Consider the following 17,094-nt stretch of genomic DNA (forward strand, 5'->3'; position numbering starts at 1 on the left):
CCGCCCGGGCCATCCTGGCGCGGCAGGCAGGGGGATGACCGGCAGCGTGGTGGCAGGACGATGAAGGACGGGTCCAAGGGGCAGGCGACCGCCTGGGCGGCGCGCACGCTGGATCGCGCCGCGAGCCCGCTGGTGGAGGCGGTGGTGGAGCAGGTGATGAAGCGGCTCGGCCGCGATGCCCGCCTGACGCCGGAAGGCACCCCGGCCCAGGACCCGCTTTCCATGGCGCTGAAGGAACTGGCGGCGCTGCGCTGGAACACGAAGCTCATGGGCCTGGCCCTGGCGGAGCGCTTCTACGCCGAGGGCAAGGCCGGCCCCGGCGCCGTGCTGCCCGGCACCGCGACCCGCATCGGCCTGACCAGCAAGCTCTGCACCCAGGCGGATATCGAATCGGACTGGCTGCGCTTCTGGTGCGGCCAGCTGCAGATCGTGCCCTTCTACAGCCGCAAGATCTGGGAATACGGCTTCGTCCTGCAGGCGCTGTGGGAAGGCGGGCAGCTGCGCAGCGGCGCGCAGGGCCTGGGCTTCGCCGTCGGCAGCGAGCTCACCCCCTCCTACCTGGCCGGCCGGCACATCCAGGTCCTCGCCACCGACCTGGCGGGGGAGGACAGCCGCTCGGACAATTGGGCGCAGACGGACCAGCACGCGGCGTCCCTGGAAGGGCTGCTGCGCCCCAACCTGGTGCGGCGCGAACGCTTCCTGGCCAATTGCCGCTTCCGCCCCGTGGACATGAACGCCATCCCGGCCGAGCTGCATGGCCAGTTCGATTTCTGCTGGTCCATGTGTTCCTTTGAGCATGTGGGCTCGATCGAGCAGGGCCTCGAATTCGTCCGCAATTCCGTCCGCTGCCTGAAGCCCGGCGGCATCGCCGTGCACACGACGGAGATGAACCTGGAGATGGACGGACCGACGGTGGACAACTGGCCCACCGTCCTGTTCCAGCCCCGGCATTTCGAGGAACTGTCCCGCCGCCTGGCCGCGGATGGGCACGAATTGCTGCCGCTCGACACCGATGCGGGCACGGGCCTGCTGGACCGCTTCATCGACGTGCCGCCCTACGAGTTCCACCCGCATGCGGCGCTCGCCTTCCCGACGGCGCCGCATCTCCGGCTGACGGTGGATGGCTTCCCCGTCACCTCCGTCGGGCTGATCGTGCGCGCGGGGGGCTAACCCCTCACACCACCCGGAAGTTGCTGAACTGCCAGGGATCCTCGCGGTCCAGCGCCTCCGGGAACAGCACCGCGCGGTCCTGCAGCGGCGTCCAGTCGGAATAGGCGCCGACCACCTCCCCCAGATAGGGCGCGCAGATCGCCAGCGCGCGTTCGTGGTCGATCTCATCCGATTCGAGCACGCCGAGGCGCGGATTCTCGATGGCGTAGATCACGCCTGCCAGCACCGCCGCCGTGACCTGGAGCGAGGTGGCGTTGTTGTGCGGCACCACGCGCCGCGCCTCCTCGATCGTCAGGCGGGATCCGTACCAATAGGCGCCCTTGGCGTGCCCCATCAGCAGCACGCCCAGCTCATCCATCCCCTCCACGATCTCATCCGTCATCAGCCGCTTCTCCGGCTGCATCTGCCAGTTCTTGCCGGCGAGTTCGTGGATGGACAGCACCGCGTCGTCGCAGGGGTGGTAGGCGTAGTGGGAGGTCGGGCGATAGGTGACCGCGCCGCTCTCATCCCGCAGCGTGTAGTAGTCCGCGATCGAGATGCTCTCGTTATGCGTGATGAGGAAGCCATGCATCGGCCCCTCCAGCGGCGTCCAGGACCGCACGCGGGTGGAGGCACCAGGCCGCATCAGGTAGATCGCCGCATCGCAGCCGAAGCCGTGGCGATGGCCATCCGGCGGCAGCGCCTTCTCATGGCTGCCCCAGCCGAGTTCGGCGGGCTGGCTGCCCTCTCCCACGAAGCCGTCCACCGACCAGGTGTTCACGAACTCCCCCGGCTTCTTCGGCGTCAGGGAGACCTGCGTGTCGCGCTCCGCGATGTGGATCACCTTCACGCCGAGGTCGCGCGCCAGCGTCGCCCAGCCCTTGCGGTCCGCGGGCTTCGGCACCGTCACCGCATGGCCGGTGTCGCGCGCGATGTCGAGCAGCGCCTGCTTGACGAAATGGCTGACCAGGCCGGGATTCGCGCCATGCGCGGTGACGGAGGTCGGGCCGCCCCGGAAGGCCTCCCGCAGCGCCACCGCTTCCTCCCGCATCGCGTAGTTGCTGCGCTGGGACGGCGTCAGGCTCGGATCCGTGTAGCCACCGGCCCAGGGCTCCACCACCGTGTCCAGGTAGAGGCAGTCCAGCTCCTGGCACAGTTTCATCAATGCCACGGAGGCGACGTCCACGCTGAGGTTCAGCAGGAAGTCGCCGCGACCCAGCAGGGGCGACAGCAGGTCGCGGTAGTTTTCCCGCGTCGCGGGGTCGATGATGAAGCGCACGCCGTATTCCGCCGCCACCTCCTGCCCGCGTTCCTCCGCGGTCACGATGGTGATGCGGTCGGCGGTGATGCCGATATGGCGCAGGATCAGCGGCAGGACGCCCTGGCCGATGGACCCGAAGCCCAGCATCACCAGCCTTCCGGCGAAATCCACATGCTTCATCGTTCAGTCGCTCCCAAGGCGTCAGGCCGCCACGGCGGGCATGAAGTAACCCGGCGTGTCGAGCAAGGGTGGATCGATGACATCGACCATGCCGGCACGGTCGAAGCCGTTGAAGGCGGTGCGCAGGCAGCCGCCATAGGCGCCGAGCTGCCCGACCTCGATCCAGTCCCCCTCCCGCACATCCGCCGGCAGCAGGAAGGGCCCTGCCATCCGGTCGGCGCTGTCGCAGGTGGGGCCCTGGAAGGCGAAGGGCACCGTTTCGGCAGCGCTGTCCCGCAGCAGGCGCACCGGGAAGCGGAACCCCGGTACCCCCGCATCGGAAAGCGCGCCATAGACGCCGTCATTGACGAAGAGCTCGCCCCCCCGCCGCGCCTGCACCTGCAGCACGACGGAAGCGCCCCCCGCCACCAGCGCGCGCCCGGGCTCCGCCCAGAGCTGCACGCCCGGCAGGGCGGCGGCCTGGAAGGCGTCCCGGATCGCGGCCATGAAGGCCGAGAGCGGCGGCGGCAGGATGTCCGGATAGGCGACGGGGAAGCCCCCGCCGACATCCAGCACCTCCACCGCCACGCCGGACTCCCGGATCACGGAAGCCGCCAGCGTGATGGCGCGGGCATAGGCCTCGGGCTCCAGGCATTGCGAGCCGACATGGAAGGACACGCCGAGCCTGGCCGCGGCCGGCCGCGCCGCCCGCAGCAACTCCACCGCCACCGCCGGCTCCGCCCCGAACTTGCCCGAGAGGTCCATCACCGCGGCGCCCTTCGGCAGCGCGAGCCGCACGATGAGGCCGAGGTCGGACGCATGGCCCGTCTCGGCCAGCACCTTCGCCAGCTCCGCCGCGCTGTCCACGACGAAGTCGCGCACGCCGTGCTGGGCATAGGCCTCGCGGATCGCGGAACGGGCCTTCACCGGGTGCATGAAGTGGATCGCGGCATCCGGGAACATGCTGCGCACCAGCCGCACCTCGGCGGCGGAGGCGCAGTCGAAATGCCGCACGCCGCCCGCCCACAGCGCGCGCAGCATGCCGGGTTCCGGGTTGCACTTCACGGCGTACATGGTCGTGCCGGGGAAGGCGGCCAGGAAGGCGCCTGCCGTCGCCGCCACCTGCGCCGGGCGCAGGCAGTGCAGCGGCTCCTCCGGCCGCAGCGCCGCGACGATGCCGTCCACGGTGCGGGGCAGGGCGGGCTGGGCGGGGCGGCGGAGCGGCGCGACGGCGCCGCGGAAGCGGAACTCGGTCATGGCGGTGGCCCTCCTTCGGCGCGGCGTTAAGCCCGCCGCCGCGCCACACGATGGGGCGCGGCGGCGGGAAGGAGGGAGCCGTGAGCCTGCCCAAGGCTCCGCCCCGGCACGCCGCGCCTGAAGCGCGGACGGGACGCGGCGGAGGAGCCGTCGCCGGCGCGCCGTCCTGCCCTCAGGCAGTCGGTCGCGCCGCGGTCCGGCTCAGGCGCAATGACGATGGCATGTCGGGAGCGACACGGCCACGCATGCGGCGATCAGGCGACTCAGGCGGTTCCCTCGAACCTACCCGGCGGTGAGGCCGGGTCGAACAAAGGACGCGTCCCGTCGTTGCTGTGCCCATGCTTCCTGAAGGGAAGGGGGCTCGCGGCACGTGCGATGGCGTCGGTCAGTGGCCGGATAAATAGCGGCCACCCCCGCGGAGTGCAAGCGAAAATTCTGGCGTCTGTCGCGATCCCCACGCATGACGCCCTGCGTTCAGCGCAGGACGCCGGAAGGATTTCAGAGGCAGAGGTATTCCCAGGCGACCGTCGCCGCGGCCAGCGCCGTGATCTCCGCCACGTCATGGGCGGGCAGCACCTCCACCACATCCATCCCCTTGAAATCGATGCCTTTCAGCCGCCGCAGCAGTGCCTGCGCCTGCCAGCTCGCCAGCCCCCCGATCTCCGGCGTGCCGGTGCCGGGGGCGAAGGCGGGGTCCAGCACATCGATATCGAAGGAGAGATAGGTGGGCGCGGTGCCGACCACGTCCCGCACCTTCGCCGCCACCGCGGCGGGGCCGATCTCGTGAAAATCCAGCGCCGTCACGATCGTGACGCCCTGCGCCAGGGTCCAGTCCCAGACCTCCCGCTGCACCGGGCTGCGGATGCCGATCTGGATCATCCGGCGCGGGTCCACCAACCCCTCCCGGATCGCGTGCCAGAACACAGATCCATGCGCATAGGCCTGGCCGAAATTGTCCTCCCAGGTGTCCACATGTGCGTCGCAATGGACCAGCGCCAGCGGCGCGCCGACGCGCTTCCGAGCCGCGCGCAGCAGCGGCAGCGTCACGCCATGCTCGCCGCCGAAGGCGACCAGATGGTCGAGCGCCGAGGCCTGCTCCTCGATCAGCGCCAGGCTGCCGGGGATGTCGCCGAGCGCGATGGCGAAGTCGCCGATATCGGCGATGGGCAAGGTCGCCGGATCGACCCAGGACCCGGGATGCGCCCCATCCACCAGCATGCGCGACGCCGCCCGGATCGCCCGCGGCGCATCCCGCGCGCCGGCGCGGTTCGTGGTGCCGATATCCAGCGGAATCCCCGCCACCGCGATCCCCCCCGCCGGGTCGCGCCGCGTCACGCCGAGGAAGCCCGGCGGGGTGGCGAAGGTCGGCGTTCCGGCCATGCGGCGAACTCCCGTGGTTGCGCGCTGGACAGGGCAGGGGCCGCGCGCGAGGCTTCCCCTCATGCCTGATTTCGACCCGGAGCGGGATATCCTGCCCTTCGACCTCGCGGCCGCCCGCCGCGGCATGCGCCTCAACCGGCTGGGCCATGCGCTGCGGGATCCAGCCACGCGCGCGCGCTTCGCAGCCGATCCCGCCGCCGTGCTGGATGCCGCCGGTTTGACCGCGGCGGAACGCGCCGCGCTGGAAGCCCGCGACTGGCGCGGCCTGCTGGCGCTGGGCGCCAGCGTCTATGCCCTCGCGAAGATCGGCGGCGCCATGGGCGTGCCGCTGCCGCAGATCGTGCGGGAGGGAAGGGGCTGATGGCGCGCATCATCGGCGGCATCGGCATCACCCACAGCCCCGCCGCCATCTTCGCCCATGACAAGGGGCTGGGCGCGAAACCGGAATGGGCGCCGTTCTTCCAACCACTGGCGCAGGCCCGCGCCTGGCTGGAAGCGGCGCGGCCGGACCTCATCCTCTGCGTCTACAACGACCACCTGAACCACTTCTTCTTCGACGCCTATCCGAGCTTCGCCATCGGCGTGGCGGATGAATTCCCGCTGGCGCCCGAGGCCGGCGCCATCCCCGCCTTCCCCCCCATCCCCGGCGATTTCGCCCTGGCCGCGCGGATCACGGAGGCGCTGGTCGCGCGCGACTTCGACCTGACCGTCTGCCAGGAGCTGGCGCTGGACCACGGCGCGGCCGGGCCGCTCCGCATGCTGGCGGAGCCCTGGCCCGCGCCGGTGGTGCCGATCTTCGTCAACGTCCTCCGCGCCCCCGTCCCCCGCCCCGGCCGCCTCCATGCGCTGGGCCAGGCGCTGGCGGCGGCCGTGGCCGCGCTGCCGGAGGATCTGCGTGTGGTGGTCGTCGCCACCGGCGGCCTCTCCCACCAGCTGCACGGCCCCCGCGGTGGCGAGATCAACGAGGCATGGGACCGCGACTTCCTCGCCCGCCTGCCGGGCGACGGCGCCGCGCTCGCTGCCCTGACGACGCGCGACTATGTGGTGCGCGGCGGGGCGGAGGGGGCGGAGACGGTGATGTGGCTCGCCATGCGCGGCGCGCTGCCCGACGCCGTCCGCCCCATCGTCACGGGCTACCTGGCCACGGGCAGCACCGGCCTCGGGCTTCTGGTGCTGGAGGCGGTGTAGGCGCCGAAACCGCTGGCATCCGGCGCGTGTTCCGGTTATGTTCGAACTATCATCGCCACCACTGCGCCTGAAGCCCTCTCCGCCCGCCGGTGGTTGAGGGGGGGCCTCCCCAAGGCTCCGACCCCCCCCGAAAACGGTGCTAAACCCACATAAACGGCATAATCGGCTAAACTCGCCTAGCGACTAAAAAGCCACACTCACCGCGCCTTCAGCCTGGTCCGCACCGACCACAGCTCCGGGAAGAAGCCCCGCTCCAGCACCCCCTTGAGGTAGGAGACCCCCGCCGAGCCGCCCGTGCCCATGCGGTGGCCGATGATGCGCTCCACTGTCTTCATGTGCCGGAAGCGCCAGGTCTGGAACGCGTCCTCGAGGTCCACGAGTTCCTCGGCCAGCTCATAGAGGTCGAAATGCGCCTCGGGGTTCTCATAGACCACCGCCCAGGCCGCCGTGACACCCTCATCCGCCTCATGCCGCCTGGTCAGGTCGCGCTCCAGCACTGCCTGGGGCACCGGCAGCCCGCGCCGCGCCAGCAGGCGCAGCGCCTCGTCATAGATGGAGGGCCCGCGATACGCCGCCTCCAGCGGGCCCATGATGTCCGGCCGATGGCGGTGCGGCCGCAGCATGAACTCGTCCTTCGCGCCCATGCGGAACTCGATCATCCGGTACTGCCAGGACTGGAAGCCCGATGAACTGCCGAGGCTGGCGCGGAAGGCCAGGTAGTCATGCGGCGTCATGGTGGACAGCACGTCCCAGGCGCCGATCAGCTGGGCCTGGATTCGCGAAACGCGTGACAGCGCCTTGAAGCAGGGGCGCAGCTCGTCGCGCCGCATATTCTCGATCGCCAGGTCCATCTCATGGTTCAGCAGCTTCATCCAGAGCTCCTGCACCTGGTGGATGGTGATGAACAGCAGCTCGTCATGCTGGCCGGACAGCGGCGCCTGCGCCGTCAGCAGCTGGTCGAGCCGGAGGTAGTCGCCATAGCTCATGCGCTTCGCGAAATCGGTCTCGACGCCTTCGACCATCGGGAGAGTCTCCTTGAACCCCGATACTTTAAGCTTAAACTATCCCGGGAAGGGAACCCGAATATGCTGGACCTGCGCCCCCATTTCGCCCGCTTCCTCGGCGCCCGGCCCGGCCGGCTGCATGTGGCGGCCCACAGCCACCACCCCTGGCCCGATGCGACGCGGGATGCGCAGCTCGCCGCCTGGGACGTGGCGGCGGAGCATCAGGACGACAAATGGGGCACCATCCTCGGCCCCGTCTGGCAGGCGGCGCAGGGCCACGTCGCCCGCCAGATCGGCGCGCCCGACCCCGCCACCATCGTCTTCGCGCCCAACACGCATGAATTCGTGGTGCGCATCCTGTCGAGCCTGCCGACGCACCGCCCCGCCCGCATCCTGACCACGGATGGCGAATTCCACTCCTTCGCCCGCCAGGTCGCGCGGCTGGAGGAGGAAGGTCTTGTCCAGGTCACCCGCATCGCCTCCGACCCCGGCCCGGACTGCCTGCCCCGGCTGGCGGAGGCCGCGCGGGCCGGCTTCGACCTCATCTGGACCAGCGAGGTCTTCTTCCACTCCGGCTATGCGCAGGACGGTTTCGCCGAACTTGCGCAGGCCGCAGGCGACGCCGTGCTGGTGATCGACGGCTATCACGGCTTCATGGCGCGGCCCGTCGATATCTCGGCAGTGGCCGACCGCGCCTTCTACCTCGCCGGCGGCTACAAATACGCCATGGCCGGGGAGGGCGCCTGCTTCATGCACTGCCCGCCCGGCTGGCTGCCAAGGCCCCGCGCGACGGGCTGGTACGCCGCCTTCGGCGCGCTGTCGGCCAGCGATGGCAGCGTGCCCTATGCGACGGATGGCTGGCGGATGATGGGCGCCACCTTCGACCCCTCGGGCCTCTACCGCCTCAACGCCGCGATGGACTGGCTGGAGGCGCAGGGCATCACCACCGCCGCCATCAGCGCCCATGCCCATGCGCTGCAGGAACGCTTCGTGGCGGGCCTCGCCGGCACCGGCCTCGATGCCCGGCACCTCGCCGTGCCGGTCACGGAGCGGCGGCGCGGCAATTTCCTCGCCTTCGACCTCGACGATGCGGAGGCCTGGCAGTCACGCCTCGCGGCGGCGGAGATCGTCACGGATCGCCGCGGCCGGCGCCTCCGCTTCGGCTTCGGCCTCTACCACGCGGCGGAGGATATCGACCGGCTGCTGGACCGGATCAGGTCGCTGCCCTGACCGGCAGCGAGACCGGGCTGCGGAAGGTCGGCGAATGGGCCCAGTCGATGGGCCCATCCTCCGCGCGTTCCAGCACCGGCAGGCGGTCCAGCACCGCGCCGAGGAACACGCGCGCGACGCTCCGCGCCAGCGCCGCGCCCGCGCAGAAATGGATGCCGTGACCGAGCCCGAGATGCCGCGTCGGCCGCCGCCTGATGTCGAGCACATCCGGCTCCGGGAAGGCGCGCTCATCCCGGTTCGCGCTGCCATAGGCCAGCATCACCTTCTCGCCGGGCCGCATGAGCTTGCCATGCAGTTCGACCGGCTGCGCGATGGTGCGCGCGAAGCGCTGCGCCGGCGTCTCCCACCGGAGAAACTCCTCGACGGCGTCGGGGATCAGCGCGTGGTCTGCGGCCAGTTCCTCCCGCACCCCGGGATGCGCCATCAGCGCCAGCACGCTGTTGGCGAGGAAGCTCGACGTGCTTTCGAACCCCGCGCCGAACACCGCGCGGGCCATCCACACCACGCTGTCGCCCTCCAGCCGCTCGCCCTCGATCTCGATGGTCAGCAGCGCGGTGATCATGTCCTCGCCCGGATTGGCGCGGCGCGCCTCCACCTGCTGCGCGACCAGCCCGAACAGCGCCGCCTGCGCGGCCTCGCCCTCCGCCGTCCGGCTCCGCGTCTCGGGGTCCCGGTACATGGACAGGTCGATCAGCCGCTTGAACTGCACGAGGTCCGTGCCCGCGATGCCGAGCAGATGCGCCATCACCTCCCCGGCCAGCGGGGACGTCACATCGCGCACTAGATCGAAGCCGGGCCGCCCGGCAACACCTTCCACGACTCGTGCGGCGGCAGCCTGAAGAAACGCGGCCTCCTCCGCGATGCGCCTTCGCCCGAAGGCCTCGTTCACCAGCGCGCGCAGCCTGGTGTGCCGCGGCGGATCCACGCTGCCGACGGTGCGGCCGAGCTTGGCCTTGCTGTCATCGATGACGTTGCCGCCGGTATTGGAGAAATGCGGCCAGTCATGAAGTGCTGCGAAGACATCGGCATGGCGCGACAGCACCCAGCAGCGGGCACCCTCCGACCAGTAGCAGGGATGCTCGTCCCGCAGCCGCCGGTAGAAGGGATAGGGATCGGCATGGACCGCGAAGCTGAAGGGATCGAAGATCGGGTCGCTCATGGAAGGGAAGGGTAACGCCGTGGCGGATCGCGAGTCCAACCGCCCCATCGTGCTGGCCGTGCCGGGGTTCGAGGCCGCGAATGTCGCGCAGGCCATGCGCGCCACCTTCCCGCATCGCGCCATCCTGTCCTGGCCCGAGCACGACGCGGATGCCGAGGCGCTGGTCGTCTTCCGCCCGCCCCCCGGCATCTTCGCCGCCCTGCCGCGGCTTCGCCTGGTGCATGCCTCCGGCGCCGGCGTGGACCACATCTTCCGCGCGGCGGACCTGCCCGCCGATGTGCCGGTCTGCCGCGTGATCGATCCCGCGCCCGCCCTCGCCATGGCGCGCCACGTCGTGCACGCCGTGCTGCACATCCTCGGCAACCATTCGCGCTATGCGGAGCAGCAGCGCGAATCCCTCTGGAAGCGCCTGCCGCCCCGTGCGCTGCCCGCCAGCCGCGTCGCCGTGCTGGGCATGGGCAGCATGGGCCAGGCGGCGGCGCGGGCGCTGGCCTCGCTCGGCCTGCCCGTCACGGGCTGGTCCCGCACGAAGCGCGACCTGGAAGGCATCGCGACCGCCCATGGCATGGCCGCACTGGATGGCGTGCTGGCCTCGGCCGATGTCGCGGTCGTGCTGCTGCCGATGACGGCGGAGACGGAGGGGTTGCTCGATGCCCGCCGCCTGGCGCTCATGCCCCCCGGCGCCGCCATCGTCGCCGCCGGGCGTGGCCACCAGGTGGTGGAGGCCGATCTGGTCGCGGCGCTGGATGCCGGCCACCTCTCGGCCGCGCATTGCGACGTCTTCGCCACGGAACCGCTGCCGGCGGACAGCCCGCTCTGGCAGCACCCCCGCATCACCATCACGCCCCATATCGCGAGCCCGCCCGATTCCGCGGCCCTCGCCCGCAGCGTCGCCGCCGCGCTGGCCGCACTCGATGCCGGCGAAACGCCCCCGGGCCTCGCCGACCGCATGCGCGGCTATTGACCGGGGTGCCTCCGCGCGTGCTTCGATGCGGGGACGGTGCGGGGGGCAGGCGCATGGCGAGGCTGGGATTGGTGGCGGCGGCGATGCTCGTCGCGGGCAGTGCGCAGGCCCAGAATCTGCGGGTCGGGATGTTCGAGGATCTCGACATCATGGACCCCGCCTTGTCCCGCTTCTTCTCCGGCCTGCAGATCCTCAGCGCCACCTGCGACAAGCTGCTGGACCTGTCGCCCGACCTGACCGTGGTGCCGGCCCTCGCGGAATCCTATGAATGGGTCGATGGCGCCCGCGGCCTCGTGCTGAAGCTCCGCCGCGGCGTCACCTTCCAGGACGGCGCGCCCTTCGATGCGGAAGCCGTGCGCGCCAATATCGACCGCCAGATGAACCTGCAGGGCAGCTTCCGCCGCGGCGAGATGCCGGACGTCACCGGCGTCACCATCATCGACAGCCACACGGCCCGCATCGAACTTCGGAATCCCTTCATCCCGCTGATGAGCATCCTGGTCACGCGCGGCGGCATGATGATCAGCCCCCGCGCCATGGACCAGGGCCGGGACTTCGCGCGCAACCCCGTCTGCTCCGGCCCCTACCGCTTCACCGAACGCGTGGCGCAGGACCGCACCGTGGTGGATCGCTGGCCCGGCCACTGGAACGCGCAGAACATCCACATCCAGCGGATCACCTTCCGCCCCATGGCCGATGGCACCGTGCGGCTCGCGAATCTCCGTGGCGGCGCGCTCGACATCATGGAGCGTGTGGGCGCGACGGATATCGAGCAGGTGCGCCGCACGCCTGGCCTGGCGCTCGCCAGCGCGCCGGAACTCGGCCACAACTTCCTGCGGTTCAACATCGCCAACGGCCCCGGCGCCGCCAGCCCCTTCGCGCGCGATGCGCGGCTTCGCGAAGCCCTCGAACTCTCCATCGATCGCGCCGCGCTCAACCAGGTGGTCTTCGAAGGCGCCCACATCCCGGGCAACCAATGGGTCAACCCGCAAAGCCCCTTCTACGCCCGTAACGTCCCCATTCCCGCGCGGGACGTGGCGAAGGCCCGCCGCCTGCTGGCGGAAGCCGGCCACCCCGCGCCGACGCTGCGCCTGGTGGTGCCCAATGCCGGGGAGACGATCCAGGTCGCGGAGGTCATCCAGGCCATGGCGCGTGACGCCGGCATCGATATCCGCATCCAGGCCATGGAAATCGGCGCCGCCGTCCGCGCCCAGATCAACGGTGACTTCGAGGTTTTCCTCGGCTTCTGGGGCGGCCGCAGCGACCCCGATGGGAACATCAGCTTCCACATCGGCACCGGCGGCCCGAACAATGATGGCAAGTACAGCAACGCCGCGGTCGATGGCTGGCTGGCGGAAGCGCGCGCCGTGCCCGAGACCGCCGCGCGCAGCGCGATCTATGAACGCGTCGCCGCCCAGGTGCTGGCCGATCGCCCCTATGTCTATCTCTGGCACCGCCGCAACAGCTGGGCCTATACGGACCGCCTGACGGGCTTCGTGGCCTATCCCGACGGCGTCTTCCGCTGGGCCGGCATGCGGCTGCGCGAGCGATGAGCGAGGAGAATGAGGGCACTGCCGCCGTCCGCTCCGTCCTGATGGCGGTGCGGGTGCTGGAGGCGATGGCGCTCGCCGGCGGGCCGATGCGCGTCTCCGACCTCGCGCGCGAACTCGACGAGCCCAAGGGCCGCGTCCACCGTCACCTCGTCACCCTGCGCCAGGCCGGGCTGGTGGCGCAGGAGGAGACGACGGAGCGCTACCACCTCACCTGGCGCATGTTCCAGCTCGGCCAGGCGGCCGGGGAGCAGTTCGACCTGAAGCGCGTGGCGGAGCCCGCCATGCATCGCCTGCGCGACGCCTTGGGCCAATCCGTGCTGCTGGCCGTGCCGACCGGCGGCGACCCGCTGGTGGTCCATGCGCTGGAGGCGCCGAACAAGGTCTCCATCACCGTGCAGCCCGGCAACCGACCGGCCGCGCATTGCTCCGCCCAGGGCCGCATCATGCTGGCCTTCGGGGCGGAGGATGCGCGCGCCCGCGTGCTGGCCGGCCCGCTGGAGAAGCTGACGCCCGAAAGCATCACCGATCCCGCACTGCTGCGCGCCCGCCTGGCGCTGGTCCGCGACCGGCTGTGGGAGTCCGCACCCGGGGAGGCGCTGACCGGCATCAACGTCCTCGCCGCGCCGCTCTTCGCGGCGGGGGAGATCCTGGTCGGCTCGCTCGGCATCGTGGGCTCCGTGCAATTCGTGCAGGACCCGCCGGCGGCGCCGATGCTGGAGGCGCTGCACGAAGCCGCGGGCGCCGTCAGCGCCCGCCTCGGCTCGAACCGCTACCTCGCCTCTGGCGGCACGAAGTCCCGCCAGTAGCCCGGCCGGTCCGCCTGCACGCCATAGGCCACGCGCCGTTCGGCGGCGAGGCCGATGAGATCCTCCACGCTGCCGCCCGTGCGCACCAGGTAGGCATCGATCTCCGCTACCGCGCGGCGCGCGACATCGAAGCCGCCGGCCATGATGGCGCTGGTCATCTCCACGGCGCGCGCGCCTGCCAGCAGGAAGCGCACCACGTCCAGCCCATCCCGCGCGCCATTCGTGCCGAGCAGCGAATACCCGGCGCCCACCTTCTTCCGCGCCTCCGCCAGCCAGCGGCAGGTCAGCGCCAGCGACCACGGCCCGCCAATGGCGCCGGCGGTGCCGAGCATGGGCGCGCGCGTCTCGATGTCCGGCACCAGCGCCATGAACCGGCCCATGACGATGGTCGCATCCGCGCCGCCTTCCTTCGCCGCCAGCGCGAGCGCGCCGACATCCTCGCTCTGCCCCGTCAGCTTGATCCAGAGCGGGATGGAGATGGCGGCGCGGAGCCTGGCCGTGATCTCCCGCACCCGGTTCGCCGCGCGTTCCTGGATGATGGCGCCGGGCACCGCCTCATCGCCATGCGGCGCGCCGATGTTCAGTTCCAGGATGCGGATGCCGGCGGCCTCATACCGCTTCGCCAGATCGCAGGCGGTGTCGAGATTGGCGAGGATGATGGAGCCGATGACGTACTGCCCGGTCCTCGCGGCTTCCCGATCCTGCGCGGCGACGATCTCGATCCAGTCCTCGCTCGGCGACTGGTGCAGCCCCGAGCGCCCCAGCAGCATGGCATCCGGCGGCGGCGCGAAATCCCAGGGCAGGGGGTTCCAGCGGCTGTCCAGCAGTACATGGTCGCTGCCATCCAGCTGGCGCTTCGCGGCCTCGCTTTCGTTGATCGACTTGGCGACGACGGCGCCCGCCCCGGTGGCGCGCGCCGCCACCAGCGCGCCCTCCGTCATGGTGTGGTCGCCGGAGCCGATGATGACGGGGTTGTTGAGCGTGACCCCGCCGACCCGGATGGAGAGGTCAGGCATATTCCGGCCTGGCCGGGGTGAAGACATCGAGGTTCAGCACGGGCTCGTCGCCCACGACGACGCCGTGATGCATGGCGTTCGGCGGCACCACCAGCAGGCCCCCCGGGCCGAGGCGATGGACCTTGCCCTCGATGTGGAAATCGATGGTGCCGGCCATGATGTAGACGATCTGCTCGTTCGGATGGTTGTGCGGCTTCGGCTCATGCCCGGGATGCAGGCGATGCAGCGCGACCGTCGCGCCATCGCCGGTGAAGCCCTTGCGCTCCACGCCCGGGCGGACGGTGGTCCAGGGGATGGCGTTCCAGTCGATGCTGTGGATGTTCATCACTGCTTCTCGATTCTTGCGGCTTCGATGACGCGGCCCCAGAGGGCGGTTTCAGCGGTGAGCAGGGCGTGCAGCGCCTCCGGCGTGCCGGGCGCGGGCTCCACGCCGATCGGCACCAGGCGGTCGCGCACATCCGGCATCGCCATCACGCGCGCGACTTCCTGGTTCAGCCGGTCGATCACCGGGCGCGGCGTGCCGCGCGGCGCGGCCATGCCGTTCCAGGTGATGACCCTGTAGTCGGGCAGCCCGGATTCCGCGACAGTCGGCACATCCGGCAGTATCGCCATGCGGGATGGCGAGGTCACGGCCAGGGCGCGCATCCGCCCGCCGCTGATCTGGCCGAGCGTCGTCGCCGCCACCTCCATCGCCGCCTGCACGTCGCCGCTGACGGTCGCGTTCAGCAATTCGCCGGTGGAGCGGTAGGTCACGATCTCCGCCGGGATGCTGCCCATGGAGCGCAGCAATTCGAGGGAGAGGTGCAGCGCCGTGCCGACGCTGACGGAGCCGAGATTGACCCGCCCCGGATTGGCCCGCGCCCCCGCCACCAGATCCTGCAGGCTGCGATAGGGTGAGTTCGCCGCGACGACGATGGCGTGCGGGAAGCTCGCGATCTGGGTCACGAAGGCGAAGTCGTCGATGGGGTGGTAGGGCAGTTGCCGGAACAGGTGCGGCGCCGTCGCGGCCGTCGCCGTCACCAGCAGCAGCGTATGGCCATCGGGCGCGGATCGCGCCACCGTCTCGCTGGCGACGATGCCGCCGGCGGAGGGCCGGTTCTCGATCACCACGGGCTGGCCCAGCGTTTCGCTGAGCTTCTGGCCCACGATGCGCGCGGTGGTGTCGCCGACGCCGCCTGGCGCGAAGCCGACGATCCAGCGGATGGGCCGGTTCGGGAATTGCTGCGCCATCGCCGGCAAAGCGGTGCAGGCGAGGAGGGCGGCCAGCAGCAGGCGCTTCATGACGTCTCTCCCAGGAACGGCCGGCTTCGGGCGATCTTTCTCTTGAGAAAATCCCAGCGCAGGCCGAGGTTGGCCGCGTCCAGCAGGAATTTCTTCGACTGAGCGGCCGCGGCGGGATCGAGCTTCTGCAGGGGGCCGGCGGCGGCGGCGCGAAGCTGCACATCGGCCGCCCATTCCAGCACCGTCATGCCGATGCAGGCCTCCGCCACGGAAGCGCCCACCACCAGCGCGCCATGGTTCTTCAGCAGCAGCCCGCGCTTCGGCCCCAGCGCGGCGGCGATGGCATCGCCCTCATTGGTGTCGAGCACGATGCCGTGGAACTCGTCGAACAGCGCGATGTCGTCATGGAAGACGGCGCCGGTCTGGGTGATGGGCTCCAGCGTCATCCCCGCGCAGCCCAGCGCCACGCCCGCCTTGCCATGGGTGTGGATGATGCAGGTCACGTCCGGCCGCGCGCGGTAGATGCGCGTGTGGATATGGAGAGTCGGGTTCACGCGGCCCTGGCCGCGCGTGGTCCTGAGGTCGAAATCCGCCTCGATCAGGCCATCGGCGCGCACCTCGTCGAAGCCCACGCCCCATTGGTGGGACCAGAAGCAGTCCGCCCCCGGCAGCCGCGCGGTCAGGTGGCCGGCGATGCCGCTCGCCTGACCATCGGCGTCCAGGATGTGGTAGGCGTGCAGCAGGTCGTGCTTCAGCCGCCCTTCCGCCTCGCTCATTGCTTCTCGATGCCCGCGAGCTGCGCCATGCGGCCCCAGGCGGCGACCTCGTTCGGGATCATGGCACCCAGTTCCTCCGGGCTGCTCGCTTCCGGCAGGCCGCCGAGCTCGATCAGCCGGTTGCGGATCTCCGGCACGCCGAGCGCGCGGCGGATGGCGCGGTTCATCGCCTCGATCTGCGGCCGCGGCGTATTGGCAGGGAAGACGATCGCGTTCCAGGATCGGACGATGTAGTCGGGCAGCCCGCTCTCCGCGCTGGTCAGCACGTCGGGCAGCGTCGGGAAGCGCGTCGGCGCCGTCACCGCCAGCAGCTTTACGCGGCCCGCCTGCACCTGCGGCAAGGTCGGCGCCAGCAGCTCGCCCGCCACCTGGATCTCCCCGGTGGAGAGCGCGGTGATCAGTTCCGGCGAGGAGCGGTAGGTGACGGTCGTCATCGGCGCGCCCGCCATGGCGCGGAACAGCTCCACGCCCAGATGCTGCGCATTGCCGACGGCGATGGAGCCGATGTTGAGCGTGCCCGGCCGCGCCTTGGCGTAGGCGATCAGCTCCGCCAGCGTGTTGACGGGAAGCTGCGGGTTCACCGCGATGACGTGGTCGTACCAGACCATGCGGCCGACCGGCGCGAAATCCTTCGTCACGTCGAAGGGCATGGTGCGGTAGAAGGCCGGCGCGGCCATGTTGCTGGTGGTCAGCAGGTACATGGTGTGGCCGTCCGGCGCGGCGCGCGCCACGGCCTCCGCGCTGATGATCCCGCCGGCGCCGGGGCGGTTGTCCACCACGATGGGCTGGCCGATCTCCGCCTGCATATGCGGCACCAGCATGCGCACCGTGATGTCGCCCGCGCCCCCGGCCGCGAAGCCGAGCACGAAGCGGACAGGCCGCGTGAACAGCGCCTGTGCGCGGACCACGGCCGGCAACGCCAGCACCGATGCGCTGCCGAGCAGCGCGCGCCTTGCGATCATTCCTGTCGT

Annotated in this window: 17 protein-coding genes; 7 read left to right on the forward strand and 10 right to left on the reverse strand. The window is 70.8% G+C overall.

Annotation, left to right across the window (positions count from 1 at the left end; genetic code table 11):
• The first annotated feature begins 60 nt into the window (after positions 1 to 60).
• The gene (locus JJI54_RS25675; RefSeq protein WP_226382113.1) at positions 61 to 1,170 is read left to right on the forward strand and encodes an SAM-dependent methyltransferase; all 1,110 of its coding nucleotides are present in this window, start codon (positions 61 to 63) and stop codon (positions 1,168 to 1,170) included.
• Between the two features lie 4 nt (positions 1,171 to 1,174).
• Here JJI54_RS25675 and JJI54_RS25680 read toward each other — a convergent pair whose 3' ends face one another.
• From JJI54_RS25680 to speB, 3 genes are all read right to left on the reverse strand, one after another.
• Positions 1,175 to 2,590, reverse strand: a complete 1,416-nt coding sequence (locus JJI54_RS25680; RefSeq protein WP_203076264.1) for a homospermidine synthase — start codon at positions 2,588 to 2,590, stop codon at positions 1,175 to 1,177.
• Between the two features lie 21 nt (positions 2,591 to 2,611).
• Entirely contained in the window at positions 2,612 to 3,826 is a 1,215-nt protein-coding gene (locus tag JJI54_RS25685; RefSeq protein WP_203076265.1) for a type III PLP-dependent enzyme, read from the reverse strand.
• A gap of 498 nt (positions 3,827 to 4,324) precedes the next feature.
• Positions 4,325 to 5,206: an agmatinase gene (speB, locus tag JJI54_RS25690; RefSeq protein ID WP_203076266.1), complete on the reverse strand. Its 882-nt coding sequence runs from the start codon at positions 5,204 to 5,206 to the stop codon at positions 4,325 to 4,327.
• Between the two features lie 61 nt (positions 5,207 to 5,267).
• Here speB and JJI54_RS25695 point away from each other — a divergent pair, with 61 nt between their 5' ends.
• Both JJI54_RS25695 and JJI54_RS25700 read left to right on the forward strand, forming a co-directional pair.
• Positions 5,268 to 5,567 carry a hypothetical protein gene (locus JJI54_RS25695; RefSeq protein WP_203076267.1) on the forward strand — a complete coding sequence of 100 codons (300 nt, stop codon included), beginning with the start codon at positions 5,268 to 5,270 and terminating at the stop codon, positions 5,565 to 5,567.
• Entirely contained in the window at positions 5,567 to 6,394 is an 828-nt protein-coding gene (locus JJI54_RS25700) for a class III extradiol dioxygenase family protein (protein ID WP_203076268.1), read from the forward strand. The genes JJI54_RS25695 and JJI54_RS25700 overlap by 1 nt, the downstream gene beginning before the upstream one ends.
• Positions 6,395 to 6,591: 197 nt before the next feature.
• Here the strand turns inward: JJI54_RS25700 and kynA are convergent, their stop codons facing one another.
• Complete coding sequence (gene kynA / locus JJI54_RS25705; protein ID WP_203076269.1) at positions 6,592 to 7,416, reverse strand: tryptophan 2,3-dioxygenase; 825 nt, start codon at positions 7,414 to 7,416, stop codon at positions 6,592 to 6,594.
• A gap of 63 nt (positions 7,417 to 7,479) precedes the next feature.
• On the opposite strand from kynA, the gene JJI54_RS25710 reads away from it, so the two are divergent.
• Positions 7,480 to 8,628: an aminotransferase class V-fold PLP-dependent enzyme gene (locus JJI54_RS25710; RefSeq protein WP_203076270.1), complete on the forward strand. Its 1,149-nt coding sequence runs from the start codon at positions 7,480 to 7,482 to the stop codon at positions 8,626 to 8,628.
• Here JJI54_RS25710 and JJI54_RS25715 read toward each other — a convergent pair.
• Entirely contained in the window at positions 8,612 to 9,787 is a 1,176-nt protein-coding gene (locus JJI54_RS25715) for a cytochrome P450 (protein ID WP_203076271.1), read from the reverse strand. The genes JJI54_RS25710 and JJI54_RS25715 overlap by 17 nt on opposite strands.
• A gap of 19 nt (positions 9,788 to 9,806) precedes the next feature.
• Between JJI54_RS25715 and JJI54_RS25720 the strand changes: the two genes are divergently transcribed.
• Genes JJI54_RS25720 through JJI54_RS25730 form a run of 3 tightly spaced genes read left to right on the forward strand, consistent with a single transcriptional unit; the run spans position 9,807 to position 13,110 of the window.
• Complete coding sequence (locus tag JJI54_RS25720) at positions 9,807 to 10,751, forward strand: 2-hydroxyacid dehydrogenase (RefSeq protein ID WP_203076272.1); 945 nt, start codon at positions 9,807 to 9,809, stop codon at positions 10,749 to 10,751.
• Between the two features lie 53 nt (positions 10,752 to 10,804).
• Positions 10,805 to 12,304, forward strand: a complete 1,500-nt coding sequence (locus JJI54_RS25725; RefSeq protein ID WP_203076273.1) for an ABC transporter substrate-binding protein — start codon at positions 10,805 to 10,807, stop codon at positions 12,302 to 12,304.
• Positions 12,301 to 13,110, forward strand: coding sequence for an IclR family transcriptional regulator (locus tag JJI54_RS25730; RefSeq protein WP_203076274.1), 810 nt, complete (start codon positions 12,301 to 12,303; stop codon positions 13,108 to 13,110). Before JJI54_RS25725 ends, JJI54_RS25730 begins: the two co-directional genes overlap by 4 nt.
• Here the strand turns inward: JJI54_RS25730 and JJI54_RS25735 are convergent.
• From JJI54_RS25735 to JJI54_RS25755, 5 genes are read right to left on the reverse strand one after another with little or no spacing between them, the layout of a single operon-like run.
• Positions 13,074 to 14,126, reverse strand: coding sequence for a dihydroorotate dehydrogenase (locus JJI54_RS25735; RefSeq protein ID WP_203076275.1), 1,053 nt, complete (start codon positions 14,124 to 14,126; stop codon positions 13,074 to 13,076). The genes JJI54_RS25730 and JJI54_RS25735 overlap by 37 nt on opposite strands.
• Positions 14,119 to 14,451, reverse strand: coding sequence for a cupin domain-containing protein (locus JJI54_RS25740; RefSeq protein ID WP_203076276.1), 333 nt, complete (start codon positions 14,449 to 14,451; stop codon positions 14,119 to 14,121). The genes JJI54_RS25735 and JJI54_RS25740 overlap by 8 nt, the downstream gene beginning before the upstream one ends.
• Positions 14,451 to 15,407 carry a Bug family tripartite tricarboxylate transporter substrate binding protein gene (locus JJI54_RS25745; RefSeq protein WP_203076277.1) on the reverse strand — a complete coding sequence of 319 codons (957 nt, stop codon included), beginning with the start codon at positions 15,405 to 15,407 and terminating at the stop codon, positions 14,451 to 14,453. Before JJI54_RS25745 ends, JJI54_RS25740 begins: the two co-directional genes overlap by 1 nt.
• On the reverse strand, positions 15,404 to 16,123 hold the full coding sequence (locus tag JJI54_RS25750; protein ID WP_203076278.1) for a class II aldolase/adducin family protein: 720 nt from the start codon (positions 16,121 to 16,123) through the stop codon (positions 15,404 to 15,406). The genes JJI54_RS25745 and JJI54_RS25750 overlap by 4 nt, the downstream gene beginning before the upstream one ends.
• Entirely contained in the window at positions 16,120 to 17,085 is a 966-nt protein-coding gene (locus JJI54_RS25755) for a Bug family tripartite tricarboxylate transporter substrate binding protein (RefSeq protein WP_203076279.1), read from the reverse strand. Before JJI54_RS25755 ends, JJI54_RS25750 begins: the two co-directional genes overlap by 4 nt.
• Positions 17,086 to 17,094: the final 9 nt, after the last annotated feature.

It is taken from the genome of Falsiroseomonas ponticola, from assembly GCF_016805305.1.
GTDB lineage: Bacteria > Pseudomonadota > Alphaproteobacteria > Acetobacterales > Acetobacteraceae > Falsiroseomonas > Falsiroseomonas ponticola.